Genomic DNA, 18,682 nt, shown 5'->3' on the forward strand with positions numbered 1-18,682 from the left:
GCGCGGCGGGATTAGATCCGCACCACTTCCTGCTCGATGCGGCCGAAAATCGAATGACCCTTGGCGTCGCGCATTTCGATCTCGACGCGGTCTCCGTGTTTGAGGAAGCTCGTGCTCGGCTTGCCGGTCTGGATCGTCTCGATCATGCGTTGCTCGGCGATGCAGGAATAGCCGCGCCCGCCTTCGCTGACTGGCTTGCCAGGGCCGCCGTCGGGGCCGCGATTGGAAACGGTGCCGGAGCCGATGATGGTGCCGGCGACAAGGTCACGCGTCTTGGCGGCATGTGCGATCAATTGGCCAAAATCGAAAGTCATGTCTTCGCCGGCGTTCGCGGCGCCAAAGGCTTTGCCGTTCAATGTCACATGCATCGGCAAGTGCAATTTGCCGTCGCGCCATGCATCGCCGAGCGCGTCTGGCGTGACTGCGACGGGCGAAAAGGCCGAGGCGGGCTTGGATTGGAAGAAGCCGAAGCCTTTTTCCAACTCGGCCGGAATGAGATTGCGCAGGCTGACGTCATTGACGAGCATGACGAGGCGGATGCGTTTGCGCGCGTCATCGGCGCTGATGCCGGCCTCGCAATCATCGACGATCACGGCGACTTCCGCTTCGAGATCGCAGCCCCAGGCTTCGTCGCGCAGCGGGATCGCATCGCGTGGGCCGAGGAATGAATCGCTGCCGCCTTGGTACATGAGCGGATCAGTCCAGAAACTCTCCGGCATCTTGGCGCCGCGCGCCTGACGCACCAGGGCGACATGGTTCACGTAGGCCGAGCCGTCGGCCCATTGATAGGCGCGCGGCAGGGGCGATGCGGCTTCACGCTCGTGGAAGCGTTCGCGGAGTATCGTGCCCGCGTTGACGCCTTCGTGCAGTGTGCGCAACCGCGGTTCTGCGTGCGTCCAATCGTCGAGCGCGGCTTGCAGCGTCGGCACTTCGGGGCCGGCATGCGCGCACCAGGCGAGATCGTCGGACACGACGACGAGTTTGCCGTCACGGCCGTGGCGGAGCGATGCGAGTTTCATGATTTCACCGCGTCCTTTTGGTTTTCCGGCGCGGCCTTGGCGAAGGCCGGATGTTTGCGCGCGTTTTCATCCCAAGCGACGAGGCGCGGGAAGGGCGAGAGGTCGGTTTTGTAGCGGCGCGCATTGGCCATTTGCGGCACAAGCAGAATATCGGCCAGCGACGGCGTGTCGCCGAACACGTAGGGCGTGTTGGGGAAGCTGGCGGCCTGATGCTCAAGCGCGGCGAAACCAAGTTTCACCCAATGGCGATACCATTCGCCGACGTGATCGTCGTCGGCGCTGAATTCCAATTTGATGCGGGTGATCACGCTCGTGTTGTTGAGCGGGTGGATGTCGCAGGCGATGGCGAACGCGAAGGCGCGCACTTGCGCCGCTTGCCAGGGATCGGCCGGCAGAAAGCGCGGCTCGGGATGTGTCTGATCGAGCCATTCCAGGATCGCAACCGATTGCGTGAGCAAACCTTGCGGCGTGTCGAGCGCGGGCACGCGCATTTGCGGGTTCTTCGAGCGATACGGCTCGCGCATCTGCTCATCGATTCCCGGCAAGATGTTGACCGGTATGTTCTCGTAGCTGACGCCCTTGAGATTGAGCCCGATGCGAACGCGATAAGCGGCTGAAGAGCGCCAATAATCGTAGAGCTGGAACATTTGATCGTCTTACGCCTCCTTCGCCGAACGCGAAAGCACAAAGCCCCGCTTGTTCTCGATAGCGAGGATTACTCGCCGAGCCGTGATTTCGCCGCGTGCGCGGCGCGGGCTTTTTCGTGGAGCCAGGCGGCGTGTTGCGGGGCCTTCTTGGTGCGGCTCCATTCTTCGAGCATGTCGGGCGCGACGCGCTTCAGCTCGGCCAATTCCTCCGGTGTGCCGGTGTCGGCGGTGAGTTCCAAGCGATGGCCGTTGGGATCAAAGAAATAGATCGATTTGAAGATGCCGTGATCGGTGGGGCCGAGCACGTCGAGCCCCTTAGCTTCGGCGCGCGCCTTCGCCGCGAGCAGCTCATCCATGCTGTTCACGCGAAAGGCGATGTGCTGAACCCAGGCCGGCGTGTTCTCGTCGCGGCCCATTTCTTTCTGTTGCGGCAGCTCGAAGAACGCGAGCACATTGCCCCCGCCAGCGTCGAGAAAGACGTGCATGTACGGATCGTATTCGCCCGTGGACGGCACGTGATCTTCGGCGAATGCGGTCGTGTAATCCATGTCGAAGACGTCGCGATAGAATTCGACAGTCTGCTTGGCGTCCTTGCAGCGATAGGCGACGTGATGGATGCCGTTGGTTATGGGCATGGCGCTAATCCTCGTCTGCGAAAATTTGCACGATCGGTTCGCCTCCCGCCTGAAGCGACGCGCGGTACATGCCGGGCGTGTTCATGGCCCAAGCGGGGCGGCCCTCGCCGTCCAGAACGATCACGCCGCCATCGCCGGCTTCGCCGCGTGCATTGGTGAGCGCGCCGACTTCCATGATGACGTGGTCGGCCGCTTCTTGCGCGCTCTCGCCGTTGAATTCCATGCGCGCGCAGATATCGCGGGCGACGCCGACGCGAATGAAGAATTCGCCTGTACCGGTGGCGCTGACGCCGCAAACGCCGTTCTGCGCGTAGGTGCCTGCGCCAATGATCGGCGCATCGCCGACACGGCCCCAGCGTTTGCCAGTGGTGCCGCCTGTTGAGGTGCCGGCGGCGATGTCGCCATGCGTGTCGCGCGCAACAACGCCGACCGTGCCGAATTGGTGATCGTCCGGCCATGTCGTGCGCGCTTCACGTTGCGGCGGTGCGCCGGCGGGGCGTTGTGGAATCGGCAGATTGTTGCGCTGCAGGTTTTGTTCGAGCTGCTGCCAGCGGCGCTCGGTGAAGAAGAAGGAGGGATCAACGTGTTCGAGATTTTGCGTGCGCGCGAAGGCTTCGGCGCCTTCGCCGATCAGCATGACGTGCGGGCTATGCTCCATCACGGCGCGGGCGGCGCTGATGGGGTGGCGCGTGCGGGTGAGGCCTGCAACGGCGCCTGCGGCGCGGGTGCGTCCGTCCATGATCGACGCGTCGAGTTCGTTGCGGCCTTCCGCGGTGAAGACCGCGCCGCGACCTGCGTTGAAGAGCGGATCGTCCTCCATTTCCTGGATAACGGCTTCGACCGCATCGAGCGATGAGCCGCCGCGGTCGAGAATGGCGCCGCCGGTGTCGAGTGCGCGCTGCATAGCCGCGCGATATTGGGCTTCTACTTCCGGTGTCAGGTTCGCGCGCTCGATCACGCCTGCGCCGCCATGCACGATGATGGACCAGCGCGGCGCGGGGGGTGGTGTGGTGGCGCAGGCTGATAGTAACACAGCCAGCAGCGCAACTAGCAATGCTCCCCCGCGCGCGGGGGAGCTGTCGACACGCGTAGCGTGGAGACTGAGGGGGACGTTGTTCTTTGGAATGTTCACGCGCCCCTCCGGCTCGCTCTGCTCGCCACCTCCCCGCAAAGCGGGGAGGACAAATAGTTAGCTCGCCTTCAACACGCCCCGGCGGATTTGGTCGAGTTCGATGGATTCGAAGAGGGCTTTGAAATTGCCTTCGCCGAAGCCTTCATTGCCCTTGCGTTGGATGAATTCGAAGAAGATCGGACCGACCGCATCCTTGCCGAAAATCTGCAACAGCAAGCCTTGGCCTTCGCTCGGCGCGCCGTCGAGAAGAATGCGGCGCTTCCGCAATTCCTCGACGGGTTCGCCGTGGCCGGGGAGGCGCTGATCGATGAGGTCGAAATAGGTGTCGATCGTGTCCTGCAGCTCAACGCCGCGCGCGCGCAGTCGATCGACAACGTCGTAGAGATTGTCCGTGCCGAACGCGAGGTGCTGAATGCCTTCGCCCCGGTAGCGCTGCAGATATTCCTCGATCTGATCGACTTTACCTTCCTCGCCCTTTGATTCATTGAGCGGGATGCGGATTTTGCCGTCAGGGCTGGTCATCGCCTTGGAGAAGAGGCCCGTGACTTTGCCTTCGATGTCGAAATAGCGGATTTCGCGGAAATTGAAGATGCGCTCGTAATAATCAGCCCACGTCTTCATGTTGCCGCGAAAGACGTTGTGCGTGAGGTGATCGAGATAGGTGAGGCCGATGCTGTTCTTGGATTCATCGGCGCCCTCGATCGGCTTGAAGTCGATATCGTAGATGCTTTGCGCGCCATAGCGATCGACCAGATAGATGTAGGCGCCGCCGATGCCTTTGATGGCGGGGATGTTGAGCTCCATCGGGCCCACTTTGCCTTCGACCGGCTCGGCGCCGCGCTTCACCGCCTCCTCGAACGCATGCTTGGCGTCGCGGACGCGAAACGCCATGGCGTTCGCCGAGGGGCCGTGTTGAGCGCGGAAATCAGCCGCTTGGCCGCTCGGCTCCATGTTCAGAATGAAATTGATATCGTTCTGCTTGTAGCGAATGACGTTCTTGGAGCGGTGCTTGCCGACGGCGGTGAAGCCGATCTGCTCGAAATACGCGGCAAGCTTTTCTGGTTCGGGCGAGGTGAATTCGACGAACTCAAATCCATCGGTCCCGATCGGATTCTCGAACAAATCGGCCATGATGTTTCCTCGAAAGCTTGCGTTTCTCCCGATTTAGTTTCATCTGTAACCAATGGCAAGCGCAAAGCGGAAACCGAGCCCGGCCGAGCTCTTGGTGCTGGAAGATTTCCTTCCATACCGGCTGTCCATTTTGTCGAACCGGATCAGCCGGGCGATTGCGGCGCGTTATGCGAAGGCGTTTGATCTTTCCATTCCCGAGTGGCGCGTCATCGCGGTTCTCGGGCGTACGCCGCTTTTGACCGCCAAGGAAATCGCCGAGGCGACGGAAATGGACAAGGTCGCGGTCTCGCGTGCGGTGGCGCGGCTGGTGGCGGCCAAGCGCGTGCAGGCGCGCGCGGATGCGGGCGATGCACGGCGCCAAATTCTTTCGCTGACCACGCTTGGGGAAAGCTTACATGCGCGCATCGCGCCGATCGCTCTGGAGAGCGAAGACAAATTGTTGCGCGCGCTCTCCGCGAAGGAACGCGAGCAACTTGACGCGCTGCTTGACCGCTTGCTCGCGGCCGCAAGCAAATTGTGAGTTCCCGGAACTTACTGTGCTTTCACAAGATTCGCCGGAACTGTTGCGCCGCTCACGCGTCCCCCCTGCGCTGGATGGGGCGTAGCGAGGAGTACAATCTATGACGCGATCTTCATGGTTCGGCGCGGCCGCGCTTGTGGCTGCGCTCGGCATGGCCGCGCCGAATTTGGCGAGTGCGCAGACGCAAACAGCGCCAGCGCAATCGGCGGCAGCAGCGACATTCACCGATGCGCAAGTCCACGCGTTTGCAGCGGCGAGCACGGAGATTGATCCGATCTCGCAGCGCCTCGCCAACGCGACGCCAGAACAGCGGACGCAAGCCGCAACGCAAATTCGCGCGATTCTGCAGCGGCATAATCTGGACGCGAATACCTACAACGCCATCGCCACGCAGGCCCAGACCGATACGGCGCTGCAAGCGCGCGTGACTGCGGCGCGCGGATCGCATACGGCGCCGGCTGCGCCGGAGGCGCCGCCGACCTCAAACTAGGCGTTGAACTTCGGGCGTTGCGTCGCAGCGCCCGGAGTCTCATTCGGGGGCCACTTCGCTAGTTGTCTTGATGCGCGAGAGGCGCCGCTCGTCATAGGCGGCGTACAAACACGCAGCGACGATCAGGGCGGCGCCGGCGTAGATCTCCGGACGCGGCGTTTCCTGAAATACGATGAAGCCGATCGCGCTGGCCCAAAGCAATTCAGTGTAGTGGATTGGCGCGAGTTGCTGCGCCTCGGCGCGCGCATAGGCCTGCGCCATCAGGTACATGAACACAGCCGCGAGCGCGCCCAATTGAAGGAAGAAGGGCCAGTCGCCGAGCGTCGGCGGCGTGGCGACGAGGAGCGTGGGGATCGCCAGGATAATGCCGGGGACGAGGCTGGTCATGAGGCCCACAATCGGCGCGCCGTCCTTCTGCGCGCGCTCGCGCAGCAGCACCATGGCGATTGAGAAGAAGCCTGCCGAGACGAGAACCGCGGCGACGCCGATAGCGTGTTGCGGCGATTCCGCGGCGGTGGGGGCGCCCTGCATGGCGATGATCACGCCGGCGAAACCGATGATCGCGCAGATCATGCTCGAGGGCCGAATCCGCTCCTTCAAGATGAGCGCCGCGACGAATGGCGCGAGCAGCGGATAGATGAAAGAAAGTGTGACCGCCTCGGCGAGGGGGAGAATGCTGAGCGACCAGAAAAATAGGACAGCGCACGCAGCAATGACGAAGCCGCGTAGGCCGTGGGCGCGCCACATCTCCTTTGTGATCACGGGCGCGCCGCTACGGCGCCAGATCGCATACGAGAATAAGGCGCCAAACAGGTAACGACCGAACGCCACCAAAAGCACGTGGTTGGTTAGCGTTAGAAACTTGATTGTCGCGTCCATCGCCGAGCCGGCGATAATCGCGCCCGTCAACACAAGCGCCGGCGGCAAGCGGCTAAACATGGGAACTCCCGGGGCCGGGGGTTGTGACGCAGTGTCGGGGCGGGGGCAATCGCTATTTAGACTTCGGTGGCGCCCGCATGCAAAAACACCCTCCGCGCCGAGGGCGCGAAGGGTGTTGCGGCAACGTGATCGAGGATCGCGTTACGGAGTCGTTGTCGGCGATTCAGCCGGGGGCGTGGTCGGCGTCGTACCGGACGGCGCCCCTTCGGTGGCCTCGTCGACCGCTTCGCCGGCTTCTTCCATTGGGCCTTGGCCCAGGTCAGTCGTGCCGGTGGTGGATTGTTCGTAAGCGGTGTCGGCCGCTTCGCCCGCTTCCTCGTTCGCGCCTTGGCCGCAGGCGGCGACGCTGAGCAGAGCCGCTGCCGCGGTCGCGGCCAGCAAGGACTTCAACATTGGAATCTCCTGTTGGTCTCCGACGGCGTGCGCCGCCGGGTCAATCAACGTGTTGCACAGAACACGGTTCCTTACGGATTGGTGCTGGCGTCGCCGTCGGTCGCGTCGTTCACGGCGTCGCTGAGATCATTGTTCTGTTCGTTGCCGGTGGCTTCATCGATCGACTCGCCAGCTTGTTCGAGCGGGCCGTCGCCCAGGTTTTCGCTGCCTTGCGTCGCTTCTTCGATGGCGGAATCGAGATTTTCGCCGGATTGCTCCGCGTTGTTCTCGCCGCACGCGGCCAAGCTCAGCATCGCGGCCGCCGCAATCGCCGTGGCGATAGTCTTACGCATAATTGTCTCCATTTCGCGCCCCCGAGCGCCGGGCGGCACACCCAAACACCTGAGGGTGCGGACGGTTCCTGTCTCGGAACGCTGGAATTGCGGCAACGGAAGGCTATAAGGCGGGCAACGAGGGAACAATGTCCGCCGAACTCACGGAAGACCAACAACTTATTGTCGAGACCGCGCGCGCGTTTGCGCAGGAAAAATTGCGTCCGAACGCGGCGCGCTGGGAAGAAGAGGGCCTCGATCGCGGTGTGTTGCAGGAACTCGCGGGGCTGGGCTTTGCCGGCATTTATGTCGGCGAGGAGCATGGCGGCTCGGGGCTCACGCGCCTCGATGCGGCGTTGATCTTCGAAGAGCTGTCGCGCGGCTGCATTTCGACGGCGGCGTTCTTGTCGATCCACAATATGTGCGCGTGGATGATCGACAGCTTCGCCAATGCTGAGCAACGCGCGCATTGGCTGCCGAAGCTGACAACGATGCAGACGATTGCATCCTATTGCTTGACCGAACCGGGTTCAGGTTCGGACGCCGCCGCATTGCGCACCAGCGCAAAGCCGAATGGCAATGCGCACTATGTCGTCAACGGCGCGAAGGCATTCATCTCGGGCGCGGGCTTTTCCGATCTCTACGTTCTGATGTGCCGCACCGGCGATGACGGGCCGAAGGGTGTATCGACGCTTTTGGTGGAGAACGGGACCAAGGGGCTTTCGTTCGGCAAGGCCGAAGACAAGATGGGCTGGCGCGCGCAGCCGACTGCGATCGTGAATTTCGAGGATTGCCACGTGCCGGCGGAGAATCGCGTCGGCCCTGAAGGCGAAGGCTTCAAATATGCGATGAAGGGGCTTGACGGCGGGCGCTTGAATATCGCCGCGTGCGCCTTGGGCGGGGCGCAGGACGCGTTGGATCGCGCGCTGCACTACGTGAAGGAGCGCAAGCAATTCGGTAAGCCGATCGCCGATTTCCAGAACACGCAATTCGTGTTGGCGGATATGGAAACGGAGCTTGCCGCAGCGCGCGCCTTGCTGCACGCGGCGGCGCGAAAGCTGGACGCCAAAGCGCCGGATGCGTCGAAGCATTGCGCCATGGCGAAGCGCTTCGTGACCGACACAGCGTTCAAAGTCGCCGACCAGGCGCTGCAGCTGCATGGCGGCTACGGCTATCTGGCCGATTACGAAGTCGAACGCATCGTCCGCGATCTGCGCGTGCACCGCATCTTGGAGGGCACCAACGAGATCATGCGCGTGATTATCTCGCGCGAGATGTTGAAGGCATGAGCGTCGACTTCCGTTCGGTGCGGAAAATCCTCTGGGAAGACTGGGATCCGATCGGATGCGGCGTGCCGGCGGATGAGTATGATGATTATGCGCCGCACGTCGTGCGGCTCTTGATTGAGCGCAAGCCGCGCGAGATGGTCGCGGACTATCTCCGCGTCACGGCAGCGGACACCATTGGCTGCCCTGTTTCGGACGAAAAGCTGCGCGAGGTCGTCACAAAATTGATGGCGCTGCGCGACACTGGAGGGACGCAATCATGATCATGCGCGCAATGGGGCTCGGCTTCTTGCTTTGGCTGTTGGTTGCCGCCGCGTTTCGGTTTGGCGGGCAGTACTTCTTCCTGCCTGACGAAGGCCTGCGGCTGATCACGTTCCTTTCGGCCCCGGTAGTCGGCGTTGTCTGTGCGCTCATTTTTCTCAAATTGTTGGGGGAAGCCTCCGGCGATGAGGGGGAGGCGTCGATTGGGCTGGCGCTGCCGGTGCTGCTGCTCAACGGTTTCCTGACCCACGAATTTCCGACCGCATTCCCCAATCTCGACGCCACGCTCGACGCCACCTTCGGCGCATGGTCGCTTCTTTTTGGCGCCTCCATTCTCTTCATGGGGCTGTTCACGACGAAACTCGCGCCGCAGGACGAGCGCGTATGAGGCGACGCGATGTCGTGTTGGGCGCAGTTGCGCTCGCAGGATGCGCAACCATGACTCAACCAGCCGCCGCCACACGCCCCATCGTGATCGCCCATCGCGGCGCCAGTGCGTTCAGGCCCGAGCACACACTCGCCGCATACCGGTTGGCGATTGCGCAGGGCGCCGATTTCATCGAGCCGGATTTGGTGATGACCAAGGACGGCGTGCTGGTGTGTCGGCACGAGAATGAGATCTCCGGCACGACCGATGTAGTGCAGCGCGCGGAATTCGCCGATCGCCGCAAGGAGAAGGTGGTCGATGGCGTCACCGCGACCGGCTGGTGGGTGGAAGATTTCACGCTCGCCGAACTAAAGACCTTGCGCTGCATCGAGCGGCTTCCGCAATTGCGCCAAGCCAATATGGCCTATAACGGCCAGGAAGAGGTTCCGACGTTCGCCGACGTGCTGGCGCTCGCGGCGGAGCACAATGTCGGCGTCTATCCCGAATTGAAGCATCCGACGTTTCTGCGTGAACAGGGCCTCGATCCCGTGCCCGCGTTCATCGCCGCGGTGCGTGAAGCAGGCGGGCAGCGGGTGGCCGATCGCTTGTTCGTGCAATGCTTCGAGATCTGGCCGTTGCCGCTCCTGGCGCAGATGTCGTCACTTCGTTGGCAATGTGTGCAACTTGTCTCGTCCGAAGGCGGGCCGTGGGATCGGCGCGATCTGAGCTATGCGCAGATGTTGAGCGATGAGGGTTTGCGTCGGATCGCTGAATACGCGCGCGGGCTGGGGCCGGAGAAGTCCCTCATCATTCCGCGTGACGTCAACAATCTGATGGCGCCGCCGACTGATCTCGTGCGGCGCGCCCACGCTGCGAACCTCGTTGTGCACCCGTGGACGATGCGGCCAGAAAATTACTTCCTGCCGACCAATTTGCGTCGCGGCGACGCCTCGTCACCGGCTTATCTCGCTATGCGTGGCGATACGGAGAGCGAGATCCGGACCTTCATCGCGGCGGGCGTCGACGGCGTGTTCAGCGACGATCCAGCGGCTGCAGTCGCTGCGCTGGGCTAAACCTTGCGCACGAATTCGGATTTGAGCTTCATCGCGCCGAAGCCATCGATGCGGCAATCGATGTCGTGATCGCCGCCGACGAGGCGGATGTTCTTGACCTTGGTCCCGACTTTCAGCGCCTGCGAGGCGCCTTTGACCTTCAGGTCCTTGATGATGACGACGGTGTCGCCGTCGGCGAGCACTTGGCCGTTGGCGTCCCGGATCGGCGCGTCGGAATCGGGCGCGGCGCTTGCAGCATCGGCCGACCATTCGTGCGCGCATTCGGGGCAGATGAAGAGCGGCGGGTCTTCGTACGTCAGAGTGGACGCACAATTCGGACATGGCGGCAGCGTGCTCATGGCGTTTGTTAAGGGAACGCGGGCGAGGCCAGAATGTGACCGATGGTCCGGCCCGGAGCAGGCGGCAAAACAAAACGCGCGTGCCGCGAGGCACGCGCGTCTCAAACTCAGCTTGAACGAGGCTTTAGGCCGCGACGGTCTCCGCGAGCTTCTTCTTGAGGTCGCGGCGAATCTTAGCCGCACGCGTGGAGAGCTCGGCCTCATCAGCCTTGAGCAAGAATTGGTCGAGGCCGCCGCGGTGATCGACCGAGCGGAGAGCCGCCGCGGTGATACGCAGTTTGAAGTTCTGGCCCAGGGCTTCGCTCGCCAGCGTCACATCGACCAGGTTCGGCTTGAACTCGCGCTTGGTCTTGATGTTGGAGTGGCTGACCTTGTGGCCGATTTGGCGATTAACGCCGGTCAGTTCGCAGCGGCGGGACATGGGGCTCTCTAGTTCAGAGGTAAAATTGAAGCGCGGACGCATACGCGATGGCCTGGTCAGGGTCAAGGACGGCAAAGAACTAATGGCTCATTCCGGGCGTGGCGGGCCGCTCCTCCATGAAACCGCCCGATTTGGTTCATGACTGGATCAGTATGCACGCAGTAAGAGGCGCCTCGATACGGCAAAAACCGTCCATGGTGGGTTTGGTGATGAAGAACTGGGTTCGAGGTCTCGTAGTGGTTTTCGGTGTGGCGGCCTTGGCCAGCCCGGCCGCCGCCCAGACCGGCAATCGCACCTTTGAAGGCTCTTACGCGGTGATCGCGCGCGGCATCGAAGCCGGCGACTTCAATTACCGTTTCAGCCAAACCGGCTCGACCTACACCGCCAGCGCCACCCGCGAGATGAAGGGCTGGGTGGGGGCTGCCCTCCAGCGCAGCCAGGATTACCGCTATAATGTCAGCGGCACGGTCGCCGCCGATGGGACGCTCCGCACCGTTTCTTACGAACACCAGGGCGGCCGCCGCCGCGAAGATCGCCCCAATGGCCGCCTGATCCGCGCGGCCTTCACGGCCAATGACGTGGTCACAACGGCCACCCCGGGACGGCCCAATATGGGCGATCCGCCGGCCACGGCCGAGCAGCGTCGCAATGTAATCGACCAGATCACGGCGATCGCGGCGATGGTCACCACGGATGGCGACCCATGCGCCCAGACCCTCCGCATCTATATGGACGGACGGTCGCGCTTTGATTTCGTCATGACGCCGAATGGCAATGTGAACATCAATTCTCGCGCCTATCAGGGGCCGGGTGTCCGCTGCCGCGTCCAATTCCGCCCGATCGCTGGTTTCAGTGATCCGCAGGAAGCGGCGACCCTGACCTTCCTGTTCGCCCGCACGGAAAGCGGCATGTGGGCCCCGGTCACGATCGAAATGCCAACCGACGGCGTCGGGGTCGTGCGCCTCGAAGCCCGCCGCCTGACGTTCAACGGCACGCGTCTGCGCTGATCGCTTCGGCTTTGAAATGAGCGGCCGCCGACAGAGATGTCGGCGGCCTTTTCCATGCGCTGGAGCAGTCTTGTGTGTTACTTAAGTCTTAACCACAAGATATGGCCGTGAACGGATGGCCAACGAATCAAATCAACTGATTCGCGACTGATTCGTTCTTGATTCCTTCTCTTGTTTTTCCGGTAAGCGAGTATTTGCGCTTGCCTTGAAATCGCTGTCTCAGCCGCCCATCGTCGGAGCATGAGCGCGCGCGCCCGCGTGAAGGCGGTCCTTGGCCCCACCAACACCGGCAAAACCCATCTCGCCATCGAGCGGATGCTCGGCCACGTCAGCGGCATGATTGGTCTGCCGCTGCGCCTGTTGGCGCGCGAGGTCTATGACAAGGTGGTCGCCGCCAAGGGCGAGGCTTTGGCCGCCCTAATTACTGGAGAAGAGAAGATCGTCCCGGAGACGGCGCGCTATTTCGTCTGCACCGTGGAAGCGATGCCGCTGGATAAAGCGGTGGAGTTCGTCGCCATCGACGAAATCCAGGTGGCCACCGATCTCGACCGCGGCCACGTTTTCACCGACCGCATCCTCAATATGCGCGGCTTTGGCGAAACCATGCTGCTGGGCGCCGAGACGATGCGGCCGATGATCCGGAAACTCCTGCCGGAGGCGGAGGTCAGCCGGCGCGAGCGCATGTCGACGCTGAATTATGCGGGGCATCGCAAGATCACCAAACTGCCAAAGCGCTCGGCGCTGGTCGCGTTCTCGGCGGAGGAAGTTTACGCAATCGCTGAATTGCTACGCCGGCATCGCGGCGGCGCGGCGGTGGTGATGGGTGCGCTCAGCCCACGCACGCGCAACGCGCAAGTGGAGCTTTATCAGAGCGGCGAGGTGGATTTCCTTGTCGCCACTGATGCGATCGGCATGGGCTTGAACATGGACGTCGATCATGTCGCGTTCGCCTCGCGACGGAAGTTCGACGGCCATTCCTGGCGCGATCTGCGACCGGACGAGATTGCGCAGATCGCTGGCCGCGCCGGGCGCTACACGCGCGACGGCGCTTTTGGTGAAACGGGCGAATGCGCGCCGTTTGATGAAGACATTATCGAGCGTGTCGAGGCGCATGAATTCGAGCCCGTCGTCGCCGTGCAATGGCGCAATGAGAAGCTGAACTTTGACAGCGTTGAGCGTTTGATCGCGACCTTGGCGCAACCGCCGGAGCAGCCAGGCCTGATGCGCGTGCGCGGCGCGGATGACGAAGGCGTGCTGCTGCGCTTGGCCGCCGACGACGATCTGATGGATCGGATCAACGGCCAGGCCGATGTGCGGCGCTTATGGGAGGCGTGCCAGCTGCCGGATTTCCGTAAGGCGACGCCGGATGAGCACGCGACACTCGTTGGTCGCATCGCCAATTACATCGTCGCTAGTAAGGGCCGCATTCCAGCGGAATGGGTCGAAGCCGAGATTGAGAAGCTCGATCGACCAGACGGCGACCTCGGGACGTTGCAGGCGCGGCTCGCGCACGTTCGTACCTGGGCTTACGCGGCCAACCGCGCTGATTGGTTGGACGATGTGGCGTATTGGCGTGGGCGCACCCGGGAGGTGGAGGATCGCCTCTCGGACGCGCTTCACGCCGCGCTCACGCAACGCTTCATCGACCGCCGCACTAGCGCGTTGCTGAAGGGGTTGAAGCGCGAAGACGCGATGTTGGCGGGCGTTTCCGAAGATGGGGAAGTCACGGTCGAGGGTCATTTTGTCGGCCAGCTCGATGGTCTGGATTTCAAGCCTGATCCGCGCGCCACGGGCGGCGTGGAGGGCCGCGCCTTGCGCAATGCCGCGATGCGCGCGCTGCGGCCGGAGGTGTCGCGGCGGCTAGCGCGGATCGCGGCGGCGGAGGATGCCGACTTCAGCTTGCAACGTGACGGTCGCGTTCGCGTCGATGGCGCTGTCGTGGCCCGGCTGACGCCGAAGCAATCGGTGTTGAAGCCGCGCCTTGAATTGGTCGGCGCCACGGACGCGTCGCCGCAGGAACGTGGCGCCGCGCATGAACGTCTTGAGCTCTGGTTGGCGCGGATGGCCGCCCACGATCTGCGGCCGCTGGCCCAACTCGAAGCCGCTTGGCGTGACGGCAAGCTGCCGTCCGATGCGCGCGGGCTGGCGTTTCGTCTGATCGAGAATGCCGGCGCACTCGATCGCGCAAAAGAGGAGATATCTCACATCAGCGAAGCCTCGCTTGCCGCGCTCGCGAAAGCCGGTGTTCGCGTCGGTCGTCACACCGTCTTTATGCCGGCGTTGCTCAAGCCGCGCGCCGCGCACACCCTGGCGATCTTCTGGCACGCCGCGCATCCAGGCGAGCCGCGCAGTGTGTTCATCGCGCGGCCTGGAGCGTTGAGCGTTCCGCTTGATCGACACCGACATTGGGGTGAGTGCGCAGCCGCTGGTTATCGCGCGTGTGGCCGTGTTGCTGTGCGCTTCGATATTGTTGAGCGGTTGGCCGATGCGCTCGCGGCCGAGCCGCCGCATCCCGACGCCTTATTGGCGCGCTTGATTGGCCGACCGGTGCGGGAATTACCGGTGATTCTTGGCTCGCTGGGGTATCGGCAGATTCAGGTCGAGGAGGGGGCGGGCCCACGTTGGGTGCTGGGTCAGCGTCAGCGCAAGCCGCGGCGGCGCGAGCCGCCGCCTGCGGACAACGCATTCGCGGCCCTAGCCAATCTCCTGCCCGCTTCGGAGCAGCCGCCGCGTCGGCGGAAGCGCCGCGCATGAACGACCGCCAGCGCGTGGATCTCTGGCTGCACCGCGCCCGCTTCGCCAAGACGCGGGCCGCCGCCGCTCGCTTGATTAGCGAGGGCGGGGTCCGTCTCGTGCACGAAGGGTTTGCGCGCCGCATAGAAAAGCCCTCCGTCGAGGTCACCCCTGGCGATGCGCTGGTGTTCCCTCAACGCGGGCGCCTGATTGCCGTGCGCGTGGAGGGCATTGGCGCGCGCCGTGGGCCCGCCTCGGAGGCGCGGCTCCTGTACGCTGAACTTGACGCAGATTCCGTGGGTTGACGCCTCAGCCCCCTTTAGCCATCTGAGGCTCCGAAGCGGAACTGGGCCGACATGACCTATATCGTCACCGACGCATGCGTGCGTTGCAAATACATGGACTGCGTCGAGGTCTGCCCCGTCGACTGTTTCTACGAGGGCGAGAACTTCCTCGTCATTCACCCAGACGAATGTATCGATTGCGGTGTCTGCGAACCGGAATGCCCGGTCGATGCGATCAAGCCGGACAGCCAAGACGAGCCGGACGGGAAGTGGCTTAAAATAAACACTGAGTACGCCAAGATTTGGCCGAACATTACGGTGAAGGGGACGCCCCCTGAAGACCGCGAGGCCATGAAGGACGAAAAGGGTAAATTTGAAAAATACTTTGATCCGGCCCCTGGCCGAGGCGAATAACTTGCCACAGTCAGGCGGCTTCAAATCCGCCGAATTTTGTGTTATACACTATCAACAATCGAAATTCGGCGCGAATTCGCGCCACAGCCGGATCAATCCATAGCGCTCATCTGATTGCGCACAGGCACGGAAAGTCGCGGGCGGGGCGAAACCGTCCGCTTTGCTGTGTCTGTCGCGGGTGAGACTGCGGTAACTCCGTCTGTCAAGTTTGAGTTGGGACAACGGAGCTCTGGATGACCACGACCGCCACGCCTTCAATTGCTTTCCGCCCTGGTGACCACATCGTCTATCCGGCGCATGGCGTTGGACGGGTCATGGGCGTTGAGAAGCAAGCCGTGGCCGGCATCGATCTCGACGTGTTCGTGATCTCGTTCGAGCAAGACAAGATGACGCTTCGGGTTCCGACCACGAAGGCGAAGTCCTGCGGCATGCGCCCGCTGGCCTCTGGCGCCGTGGTCGATCAGGCCATGAAGACGCTGCAGGGCCGCGCCCGTATCAAGCGCACCATGTGGTCGCGCCGGGCCCAGGAATACGAAGCGAAGATCAATTCGGGCGACCTGGTTTCGATCGCGGAAGTCGTGCGCGACCTGCACCGCGCGTCCGACCAGCCGGAACAATCTTATTCCGAACGCCAGCTCTATGAGAGCGCGCTGGATCGCATGGCGCGCGAACTCGCGGCAGTTGAGAAGGTCACGCGTGACGACGCCGTGGCGAAGGTGACGGCCTCGCTGGCTTCGAAGAAGCAAGCCGCGGCCGCCTGAGCGATCGGGATCAGCTGAACGGAACAAAGGCCGGGCCAGAAGCCCGGCCTTTTCTTTGGCGCCTTGTCTCATCCTCACGCGTTCGTGATGTGCGCGGGCGGTCCTGTGACGTCCTTGGACAAAACCCGGCGCGGGCTCGGACGTAGTAATAGCCATGGCGGTCTCAGAAACAGCCGAACTCCAGCGCGGCGCGCAACGCTACCTCCGCACGGCCATGCGCGCTCCGCTCTTAGCGGCCGATCACGAGCGTGAGCTGGCGCGCCGATGGCGCGAATCGGGCGACGAGCGCGCTCTGCACGAATTGATCACGGCCTATCTCCGCCTCGTCGTCGCTATGGCGGCGCGCTTCCGCCATTACGGCCTGCCGATGAGCGACCTGGTTCAGGAGGGCAATGTCGGCCTGATGCAGGCGGCGGCGCGCTTTGAACCCGATCGCGAAGTGCGTTTTTCGACCTATGCGTCGTGGTGGATTCGCTCATCGATGCAGGATTTCGTGCTGCGCAATTGGTCGATCGTACGCACCGGCACAACATCCGCGCAGAAGGCGCTGTTCTTCAATCTGCGCCGGCTTCGAGCGCGTATTGGAGATATCGGCGACGGGTCGATGAGTGCGGACTCACGCGCCCGGGTCGCCAATCTGTTGGGTGTGGCCGAACACGAAGTGGAGGCGATGGCCGGTCGCCTGTCCGCGCCTGACCGCTCGCTCAACGCGCCCCTCACCGAAGATGGCGATGGCGAGTGGCAGGATATGCTGGCCGATGAATCGGCCGATCCCGAAGGCGAGGCGATGCACAATCACGACAGCGTCGCGCGTTCGGCTCTTGTGCGGGAGGCTCTGGGCGATCTGTCGGATCGCGAGCGTTTGATTATTCGCGAGCGTAAGCTGGAAGAAGAAGCGGCGACCTTGGAAGCGCTGGGAGAACGCCTCGGCATCTCCAAAGAGCGCGTACGCCAAATCGAGGGTGCGGCGCTTGAAAAGCTGCGTCGGGCGTTGATCGCGCGCGTCGGTGATCCCGTCGCCGCCGGCTATGTCGGCTGATTTTCGGTGAGCACTTCAAGTTGCGAGCCGTGCTCCAAGCAGATCTGCGGCGCATCGCGATAGACTCCAAGCGCTCCGCGCGCGCGGATTCTGGCGCCGCCCAAGGACGAAAGCGCGGGACCGTCCCACGCGTTAAAATTCTCGCCAAATACAACCAGTGTGAACGGCGCGGTGTCGCTGGCCCCGTCCATTGTCAGTGCCGCGCGGCTCTGAAACACGCGCGCCGTCGCAACGCGGCCCTCAAGGACGCGAAAGGGTGCGTCTCCGCGCAGGCAATTGGCGTTGACCGCGATCGCTTGATCGGCTGCGGCGCGAACGCTGAGCGGGCGATAGGTGCGTCTGGCCCACATCCCGCGTTCCGCCGCGCGCGCCTGCGCTTCAAGGCTGATGAGTTCTTCTGCGCGCGCATGATTGTCGCGCCGCGGCCGCACAAAAGCGGCCCCCCGCGCGACCAATTCGTGTTGTAGCCAAAACCAACGCCCGCCTTCGCTCTTTACGAATACATGGGCGATCGCGGCTTCGTTGGTGGTCCCGTCCTCGCGCGCTCGACCGGCCCAACGTCTTGTGCCGCCATAGGCGAGGAGCACCTCGCGGTGCAGCGCCTGCGCCTCCAACTCGCCTTGCGCCTGCGCCGCGTAATCTTCTTCACCGCGCGGCGCATCAATTTCCGCCAGAAACACCCGAAGGCCATTGTCGAGTTCGAGCGTGTCGCCGTTGTACGCCCGCACGACGCGCGCTTCCTCGCCGCGCTCAAGATCGCCAATCTGCGGGCCGCAGGCGGCGAGCGCGACAAGGCAGGTGAGCAAAGCGAAGGTGCGCCAAACGGTCATTGTATCCTCAGGTTGCATCCAACAACCAAAGCGACGCCTAGGCAACTGCTCTGGCGAAGGCGCGCCCCGCCGCGTTAGGAGGGTGGCATGAGCAAACCTAAGCAACGCTGCCGCTGGCCGGGCGAGGACCCGCTTTATCTCGCCTATCACGACGAAGAATGGGGCGTGCCGCAGCGCGACGGGCGGATGCTATGGGAGATGCTGATGCTTGAAGGCTTCCAAGCCGGGCTCTCTTGGATAACCGTTCTGCGCAAGCGTGAGGCGTTCCGCAAAGCCTTCAAAGGCTTCGAGCCGGTCAAAGTCGCCCGCTTCACGGAAAGTGACATCGAGCGTCTGCTTGCCGATCCTGGCATTATCCGGTCGCGCGCCAAGATCGAGGCCACCATCGCCGCAGCCAAGATCTATTTGGAAATGCGACAGCGCGGCGAGGACTTCGCCGATTTTTGCTGGTCATTCACGGCGGGTGAGGTGCTCAAGGGCGATGGGAAGACCTTTCCCGCGCAGACGCCGCTCTCACAACGCATCTCCAAAGAGTTGAAGAAGCGCGGCTTCAAGTTTGTTGGCCCCACCATCGTATACGCTTGGATGCAAGCCGTCGGCATCGTCAATGACCATGCCGCGCACTGCTTCCGTCGCCAAGAAGTGTGACCG

24 protein-coding genes are annotated in these 18,682 nt (G+C 63.0%); 13 read left to right on the plus strand and 11 right to left on the minus strand.

Going from position 1 to position 18,682, the window contains the following annotated elements; all coding sequences use genetic code 11:
* Positions 1–11: 11 nt before the first annotated feature.
* From VF769_RS01570 to hppD, 5 genes are all read right to left on the minus strand, one after another.
* Positions 12–1,019: a fumarylacetoacetate hydrolase family protein gene (locus VF769_RS01570; RefSeq protein ID WP_331006609.1), complete on the minus strand. Its 1,008-nt coding sequence runs from the start codon at positions 1,017–1,019 to the stop codon at positions 12–14.
* Positions 1,016–1,666 carry a maleylacetoacetate isomerase gene (gene maiA / locus VF769_RS01575; RefSeq protein WP_331006610.1) on the minus strand — a complete coding sequence of 217 codons (651 nt, stop codon included), beginning with the start codon at positions 1,664–1,666 and terminating at the stop codon, positions 1,016–1,018. The genes VF769_RS01570 and maiA overlap by 4 nt, the downstream gene beginning before the upstream one ends.
* A 68-nt stretch (positions 1,667–1,734) precedes the next feature.
* Positions 1,735–2,301: a VOC family protein gene (locus VF769_RS01580; protein WP_331006611.1), complete on the minus strand. Its 567-nt coding sequence runs from the start codon at positions 2,299–2,301 to the stop codon at positions 1,735–1,737.
* A 4-nt stretch (positions 2,302–2,305) separates the two neighbouring features.
* Positions 2,306–3,340, minus strand: a complete 1,035-nt coding sequence (locus tag VF769_RS01585) for an isoaspartyl peptidase/L-asparaginase (RefSeq protein WP_349258076.1) — start codon at positions 3,338–3,340, stop codon at positions 2,306–2,308.
* Positions 3,341–3,490: 150 nt separating this feature from the next.
* Positions 3,491–4,564 (minus strand): 4-hydroxyphenylpyruvate dioxygenase, encoded by a 1,074-nt coding sequence (hppD, locus tag VF769_RS01590; protein ID WP_331006613.1) that lies wholly within the window; start codon positions 4,562–4,564, stop codon positions 3,491–3,493.
* A 94-nt stretch (positions 4,565–4,658) separates the two neighbouring features.
* On the opposite strand from hppD, the gene VF769_RS01595 reads away from it, so the two are divergent.
* Together VF769_RS01595 and VF769_RS01600 are read left to right on the plus strand one after the other, a co-directional pair.
* Positions 4,659–5,084, plus strand: coding sequence for a MarR family winged helix-turn-helix transcriptional regulator (locus tag VF769_RS01595; protein WP_331006614.1), 426 nt, complete (start codon positions 4,659–4,661; stop codon positions 5,082–5,084).
* 100 nt (positions 5,085–5,184) lie between these two features.
* Positions 5,185–5,574 carry a DUF4168 domain-containing protein gene (locus VF769_RS01600; protein ID WP_331006615.1) on the plus strand — a complete coding sequence of 130 codons (390 nt, stop codon included), beginning with the start codon at positions 5,185–5,187 and terminating at the stop codon, positions 5,572–5,574.
* A 39-nt stretch (positions 5,575–5,613) separates the two neighbouring features.
* Here the strand turns inward: VF769_RS01600 and VF769_RS01605 are convergent, their stop codons facing one another.
* The 3 genes from VF769_RS01605 to VF769_RS01615 all read right to left on the minus strand — a co-directional run bounded on the left by VF769_RS01605 (position 5,614) and on the right by VF769_RS01615 (position 7,238).
* The gene (locus tag VF769_RS01605; protein ID WP_331006616.1) at positions 5,614–6,513 is read right to left on the minus strand and encodes a DMT family transporter; all 900 of its coding nucleotides are present in this window, start codon (positions 6,511–6,513) and stop codon (positions 5,614–5,616) included.
* Between the two features lie 141 nt (positions 6,514–6,654).
* Positions 6,655–6,906 carry a hypothetical protein gene (locus VF769_RS01610; protein ID WP_331006617.1) on the minus strand — a complete coding sequence of 84 codons (252 nt, stop codon included), beginning with the start codon at positions 6,904–6,906 and terminating at the stop codon, positions 6,655–6,657.
* 71 nt (positions 6,907–6,977) lie between these two features.
* On the minus strand, positions 6,978–7,238 hold the full coding sequence (locus tag VF769_RS01615) for a hypothetical protein (RefSeq protein WP_331006618.1): 261 nt from the start codon (positions 7,236–7,238) through the stop codon (positions 6,978–6,980).
* Between the two features lie 128 nt (positions 7,239–7,366).
* Between VF769_RS01615 and VF769_RS01620 the strand changes: the two genes are divergently transcribed.
* The 4 genes from VF769_RS01620 to VF769_RS01635 are packed head-to-tail and all read left to right on the plus strand — an operon-like array spanning position 7,367 to position 10,204.
* A complete protein-coding gene (locus VF769_RS01620; RefSeq protein WP_331006619.1) occupies positions 7,367–8,506 on the plus strand; it encodes an acyl-CoA dehydrogenase family protein in 1,140 nt (379 codons plus the stop codon).
* Positions 8,503–8,766, plus strand: a complete 264-nt coding sequence (locus VF769_RS01625; RefSeq protein ID WP_331006620.1) for a hypothetical protein — start codon at positions 8,503–8,505, stop codon at positions 8,764–8,766. Before VF769_RS01620 ends, VF769_RS01625 begins: the two co-directional genes overlap by 4 nt.
* Entirely contained in the window at positions 8,763–9,152 is a 390-nt protein-coding gene (locus VF769_RS01630) for a DUF5367 family protein (RefSeq protein ID WP_331006621.1), read from the plus strand. The genes VF769_RS01625 and VF769_RS01630 overlap by 4 nt, the downstream gene beginning before the upstream one ends.
* Complete coding sequence (locus VF769_RS01635; protein ID WP_414731755.1) at positions 9,149–10,204, plus strand: glycerophosphodiester phosphodiesterase; 1,056 nt, start codon at positions 9,149–9,151, stop codon at positions 10,202–10,204. The genes VF769_RS01630 and VF769_RS01635 overlap by 4 nt, the downstream gene beginning before the upstream one ends.
* Here VF769_RS01635 and VF769_RS01640 read toward each other — a convergent pair.
* The gene (locus VF769_RS01640) at positions 10,201–10,542 is read right to left on the minus strand and encodes a zinc ribbon domain-containing protein YjdM (RefSeq protein ID WP_331006623.1); all 342 of its coding nucleotides are present in this window, start codon (positions 10,540–10,542) and stop codon (positions 10,201–10,203) included. The genes VF769_RS01635 and VF769_RS01640 overlap by 4 nt on opposite strands.
* A 124-nt stretch (positions 10,543–10,666) precedes the next feature.
* A complete protein-coding gene (rpmB, locus tag VF769_RS01645) occupies positions 10,667–10,963 on the minus strand; it encodes a 50S ribosomal protein L28 (protein ID WP_331006624.1) in 297 nt (98 codons plus the stop codon).
* Positions 10,964–11,172: 209 nt separating this feature from the next.
* On the opposite strand from rpmB, the gene VF769_RS01650 reads away from it, so the two are divergent.
* The 6 genes from VF769_RS01650 (at position 11,173) to VF769_RS01675 (ending at position 17,201) form a co-directional block, all read left to right on the plus strand.
* Positions 11,173–11,970: a hypothetical protein gene (locus VF769_RS01650; protein ID WP_331006625.1), complete on the plus strand. Its 798-nt coding sequence runs from the start codon at positions 11,173–11,175 to the stop codon at positions 11,968–11,970.
* Between the two features lie 240 nt (positions 11,971–12,210).
* Complete coding sequence (locus VF769_RS01655) at positions 12,211–14,724, plus strand: helicase-related protein (RefSeq protein WP_331006626.1); 2,514 nt, start codon at positions 12,211–12,213, stop codon at positions 14,722–14,724.
* Positions 14,721–15,008: a S4 domain-containing protein gene (locus VF769_RS01660; protein ID WP_331006627.1), complete on the plus strand. Its 288-nt coding sequence runs from the start codon at positions 14,721–14,723 to the stop codon at positions 15,006–15,008. Before VF769_RS01655 ends, VF769_RS01660 begins: the two co-directional genes overlap by 4 nt.
* Positions 15,009–15,059: 51 nt before the next feature.
* Positions 15,060–15,401, plus strand: coding sequence for a ferredoxin FdxA (gene fdxA / locus VF769_RS01665; protein ID WP_331006628.1), 342 nt, complete (start codon positions 15,060–15,062; stop codon positions 15,399–15,401).
* A gap of 233 nt (positions 15,402–15,634) precedes the next feature.
* Complete coding sequence (locus VF769_RS01670) at positions 15,635–16,162, plus strand: CarD family transcriptional regulator (protein WP_331006629.1); 528 nt, start codon at positions 15,635–15,637, stop codon at positions 16,160–16,162.
* A 154-nt stretch (positions 16,163–16,316) separates the two neighbouring features.
* Complete coding sequence (locus tag VF769_RS01675) at positions 16,317–17,201, plus strand: RNA polymerase factor sigma-32 (RefSeq protein ID WP_331006630.1); 885 nt, start codon at positions 16,317–16,319, stop codon at positions 17,199–17,201.
* Here the strand turns inward: VF769_RS01675 and VF769_RS01680 are convergent.
* Entirely contained in the window at positions 17,189–18,031 is an 843-nt protein-coding gene (locus VF769_RS01680) for a thermonuclease family protein (protein WP_331006631.1), read from the minus strand. The genes VF769_RS01675 and VF769_RS01680 overlap by 13 nt on opposite strands.
* 87 nt (positions 18,032–18,118) lie before the next feature.
* Here VF769_RS01680 and VF769_RS01685 point away from each other — a divergent pair, with 87 nt between their 5' ends.
* Positions 18,119–18,679, plus strand: a complete 561-nt coding sequence (locus tag VF769_RS01685) for a DNA-3-methyladenine glycosylase I (protein WP_331006632.1) — start codon at positions 18,119–18,121, stop codon at positions 18,677–18,679.
* The last annotated feature ends 3 nt before the right edge of the window (positions 18,680–18,682 follow it).

The organism is Vitreimonas sp. (assembly GCF_036392335.1).
Taxonomy (GTDB): domain Bacteria; phylum Pseudomonadota; class Alphaproteobacteria; order Caulobacterales; family Aquidulcibacteraceae; genus Vitreimonas.

What these genes read in the sequence shown, in the direction of transcription:
- VF769_RS01615 (WP_331006618.1), bottom strand. Translation starts at nt 7,238, where the DNA reads ATGCGTAAGACTATCGCCACGGCGATTGCGGCGGCCGCGATGCTGAGC.
- VF769_RS01685 (WP_331006632.1), top strand. Translation starts at nt 18,119, where the DNA reads ATGAGCAAACCTAAGCAACGCTGCCGCTGGCCGGGCGAGGACCCGCTT.
- VF769_RS01570 (WP_331006609.1), bottom strand. Translation starts at nt 1,019, where the DNA reads ATGAAACTCGCATCGCTCCGCCACGGCCGTGACGGCAAACTCGTCGTC.
- maiA (WP_331006610.1), bottom strand. Translation starts at nt 1,666, where the DNA reads ATGTTCCAGCTCTACGATTATTGGCGCTCTTCAGCCGCTTATCGCGTT.
- fdxA (WP_331006628.1), top strand. Translation starts at nt 15,060, where the DNA reads ATGACCTATATCGTCACCGACGCATGCGTGCGTTGCAAATACATGGAC.
- VF769_RS01655 (WP_331006626.1), top strand. Translation starts at nt 12,211, where the DNA reads ATGAGCGCGCGCGCCCGCGTGAAGGCGGTCCTTGGCCCCACCAACACC.
- VF769_RS01660 (WP_331006627.1), top strand. Translation starts at nt 14,721, where the DNA reads ATGAACGACCGCCAGCGCGTGGATCTCTGGCTGCACCGCGCCCGCTTC.
- VF769_RS01610 (WP_331006617.1), bottom strand. Translation starts at nt 6,906, where the DNA reads ATGTTGAAGTCCTTGCTGGCCGCGACCGCGGCAGCGGCTCTGCTCAGC.
- VF769_RS01600 (WP_331006615.1), top strand. Translation starts at nt 5,185, where the DNA reads ATGACGCGATCTTCATGGTTCGGCGCGGCCGCGCTTGTGGCTGCGCTC.
- rpmB (WP_331006624.1), bottom strand. Translation starts at nt 10,963, where the DNA reads ATGTCCCGCCGCTGCGAACTGACCGGCGTTAATCGCCAAATCGGCCAC.
- VF769_RS01635 (WP_414731755.1), top strand. Translation starts at nt 9,149, where the DNA reads ATGAGGCGACGCGATGTCGTGTTGGGCGCAGTTGCGCTCGCAGGATGC.
- VF769_RS01675 (WP_331006630.1), top strand. Translation starts at nt 16,317, where the DNA reads ATGGCGGTCTCAGAAACAGCCGAACTCCAGCGCGGCGCGCAACGCTAC.
- VF769_RS01680 (WP_331006631.1), bottom strand. Translation starts at nt 18,031, where the DNA reads ATGACCGTTTGGCGCACCTTCGCTTTGCTCACCTGCCTTGTCGCGCTC.
- VF769_RS01625 (WP_331006620.1), top strand. Translation starts at nt 8,503, where the DNA reads ATGAGCGTCGACTTCCGTTCGGTGCGGAAAATCCTCTGGGAAGACTGG.
- VF769_RS01650 (WP_331006625.1), top strand. Translation starts at nt 11,173, where the DNA reads ATGAAGAACTGGGTTCGAGGTCTCGTAGTGGTTTTCGGTGTGGCGGCC.
- VF769_RS01640 (WP_331006623.1), bottom strand. Translation starts at nt 10,542, where the DNA reads ATGAGCACGCTGCCGCCATGTCCGAATTGTGCGTCCACTCTGACGTAC.
- VF769_RS01580 (WP_331006611.1), bottom strand. Translation starts at nt 2,301, where the DNA reads ATGCCCATAACCAACGGCATCCATCACGTCGCCTATCGCTGCAAGGAC.
- VF769_RS01620 (WP_331006619.1), top strand. Translation starts at nt 7,367, where the DNA reads ATGTCCGCCGAACTCACGGAAGACCAACAACTTATTGTCGAGACCGCG.
- VF769_RS01605 (WP_331006616.1), bottom strand. Translation starts at nt 6,513, where the DNA reads ATGTTTAGCCGCTTGCCGCCGGCGCTTGTGTTGACGGGCGCGATTATC.
- VF769_RS01630 (WP_331006621.1), top strand. Translation starts at nt 8,763, where the DNA reads ATGATCATGCGCGCAATGGGGCTCGGCTTCTTGCTTTGGCTGTTGGTT.
- hppD (WP_331006613.1), bottom strand. Translation starts at nt 4,564, where the DNA reads ATGGCCGATTTGTTCGAGAATCCGATCGGGACCGATGGATTTGAGTTC.
- VF769_RS01670 (WP_331006629.1), top strand. Translation starts at nt 15,635, where the DNA reads ATGACCACGACCGCCACGCCTTCAATTGCTTTCCGCCCTGGTGACCAC.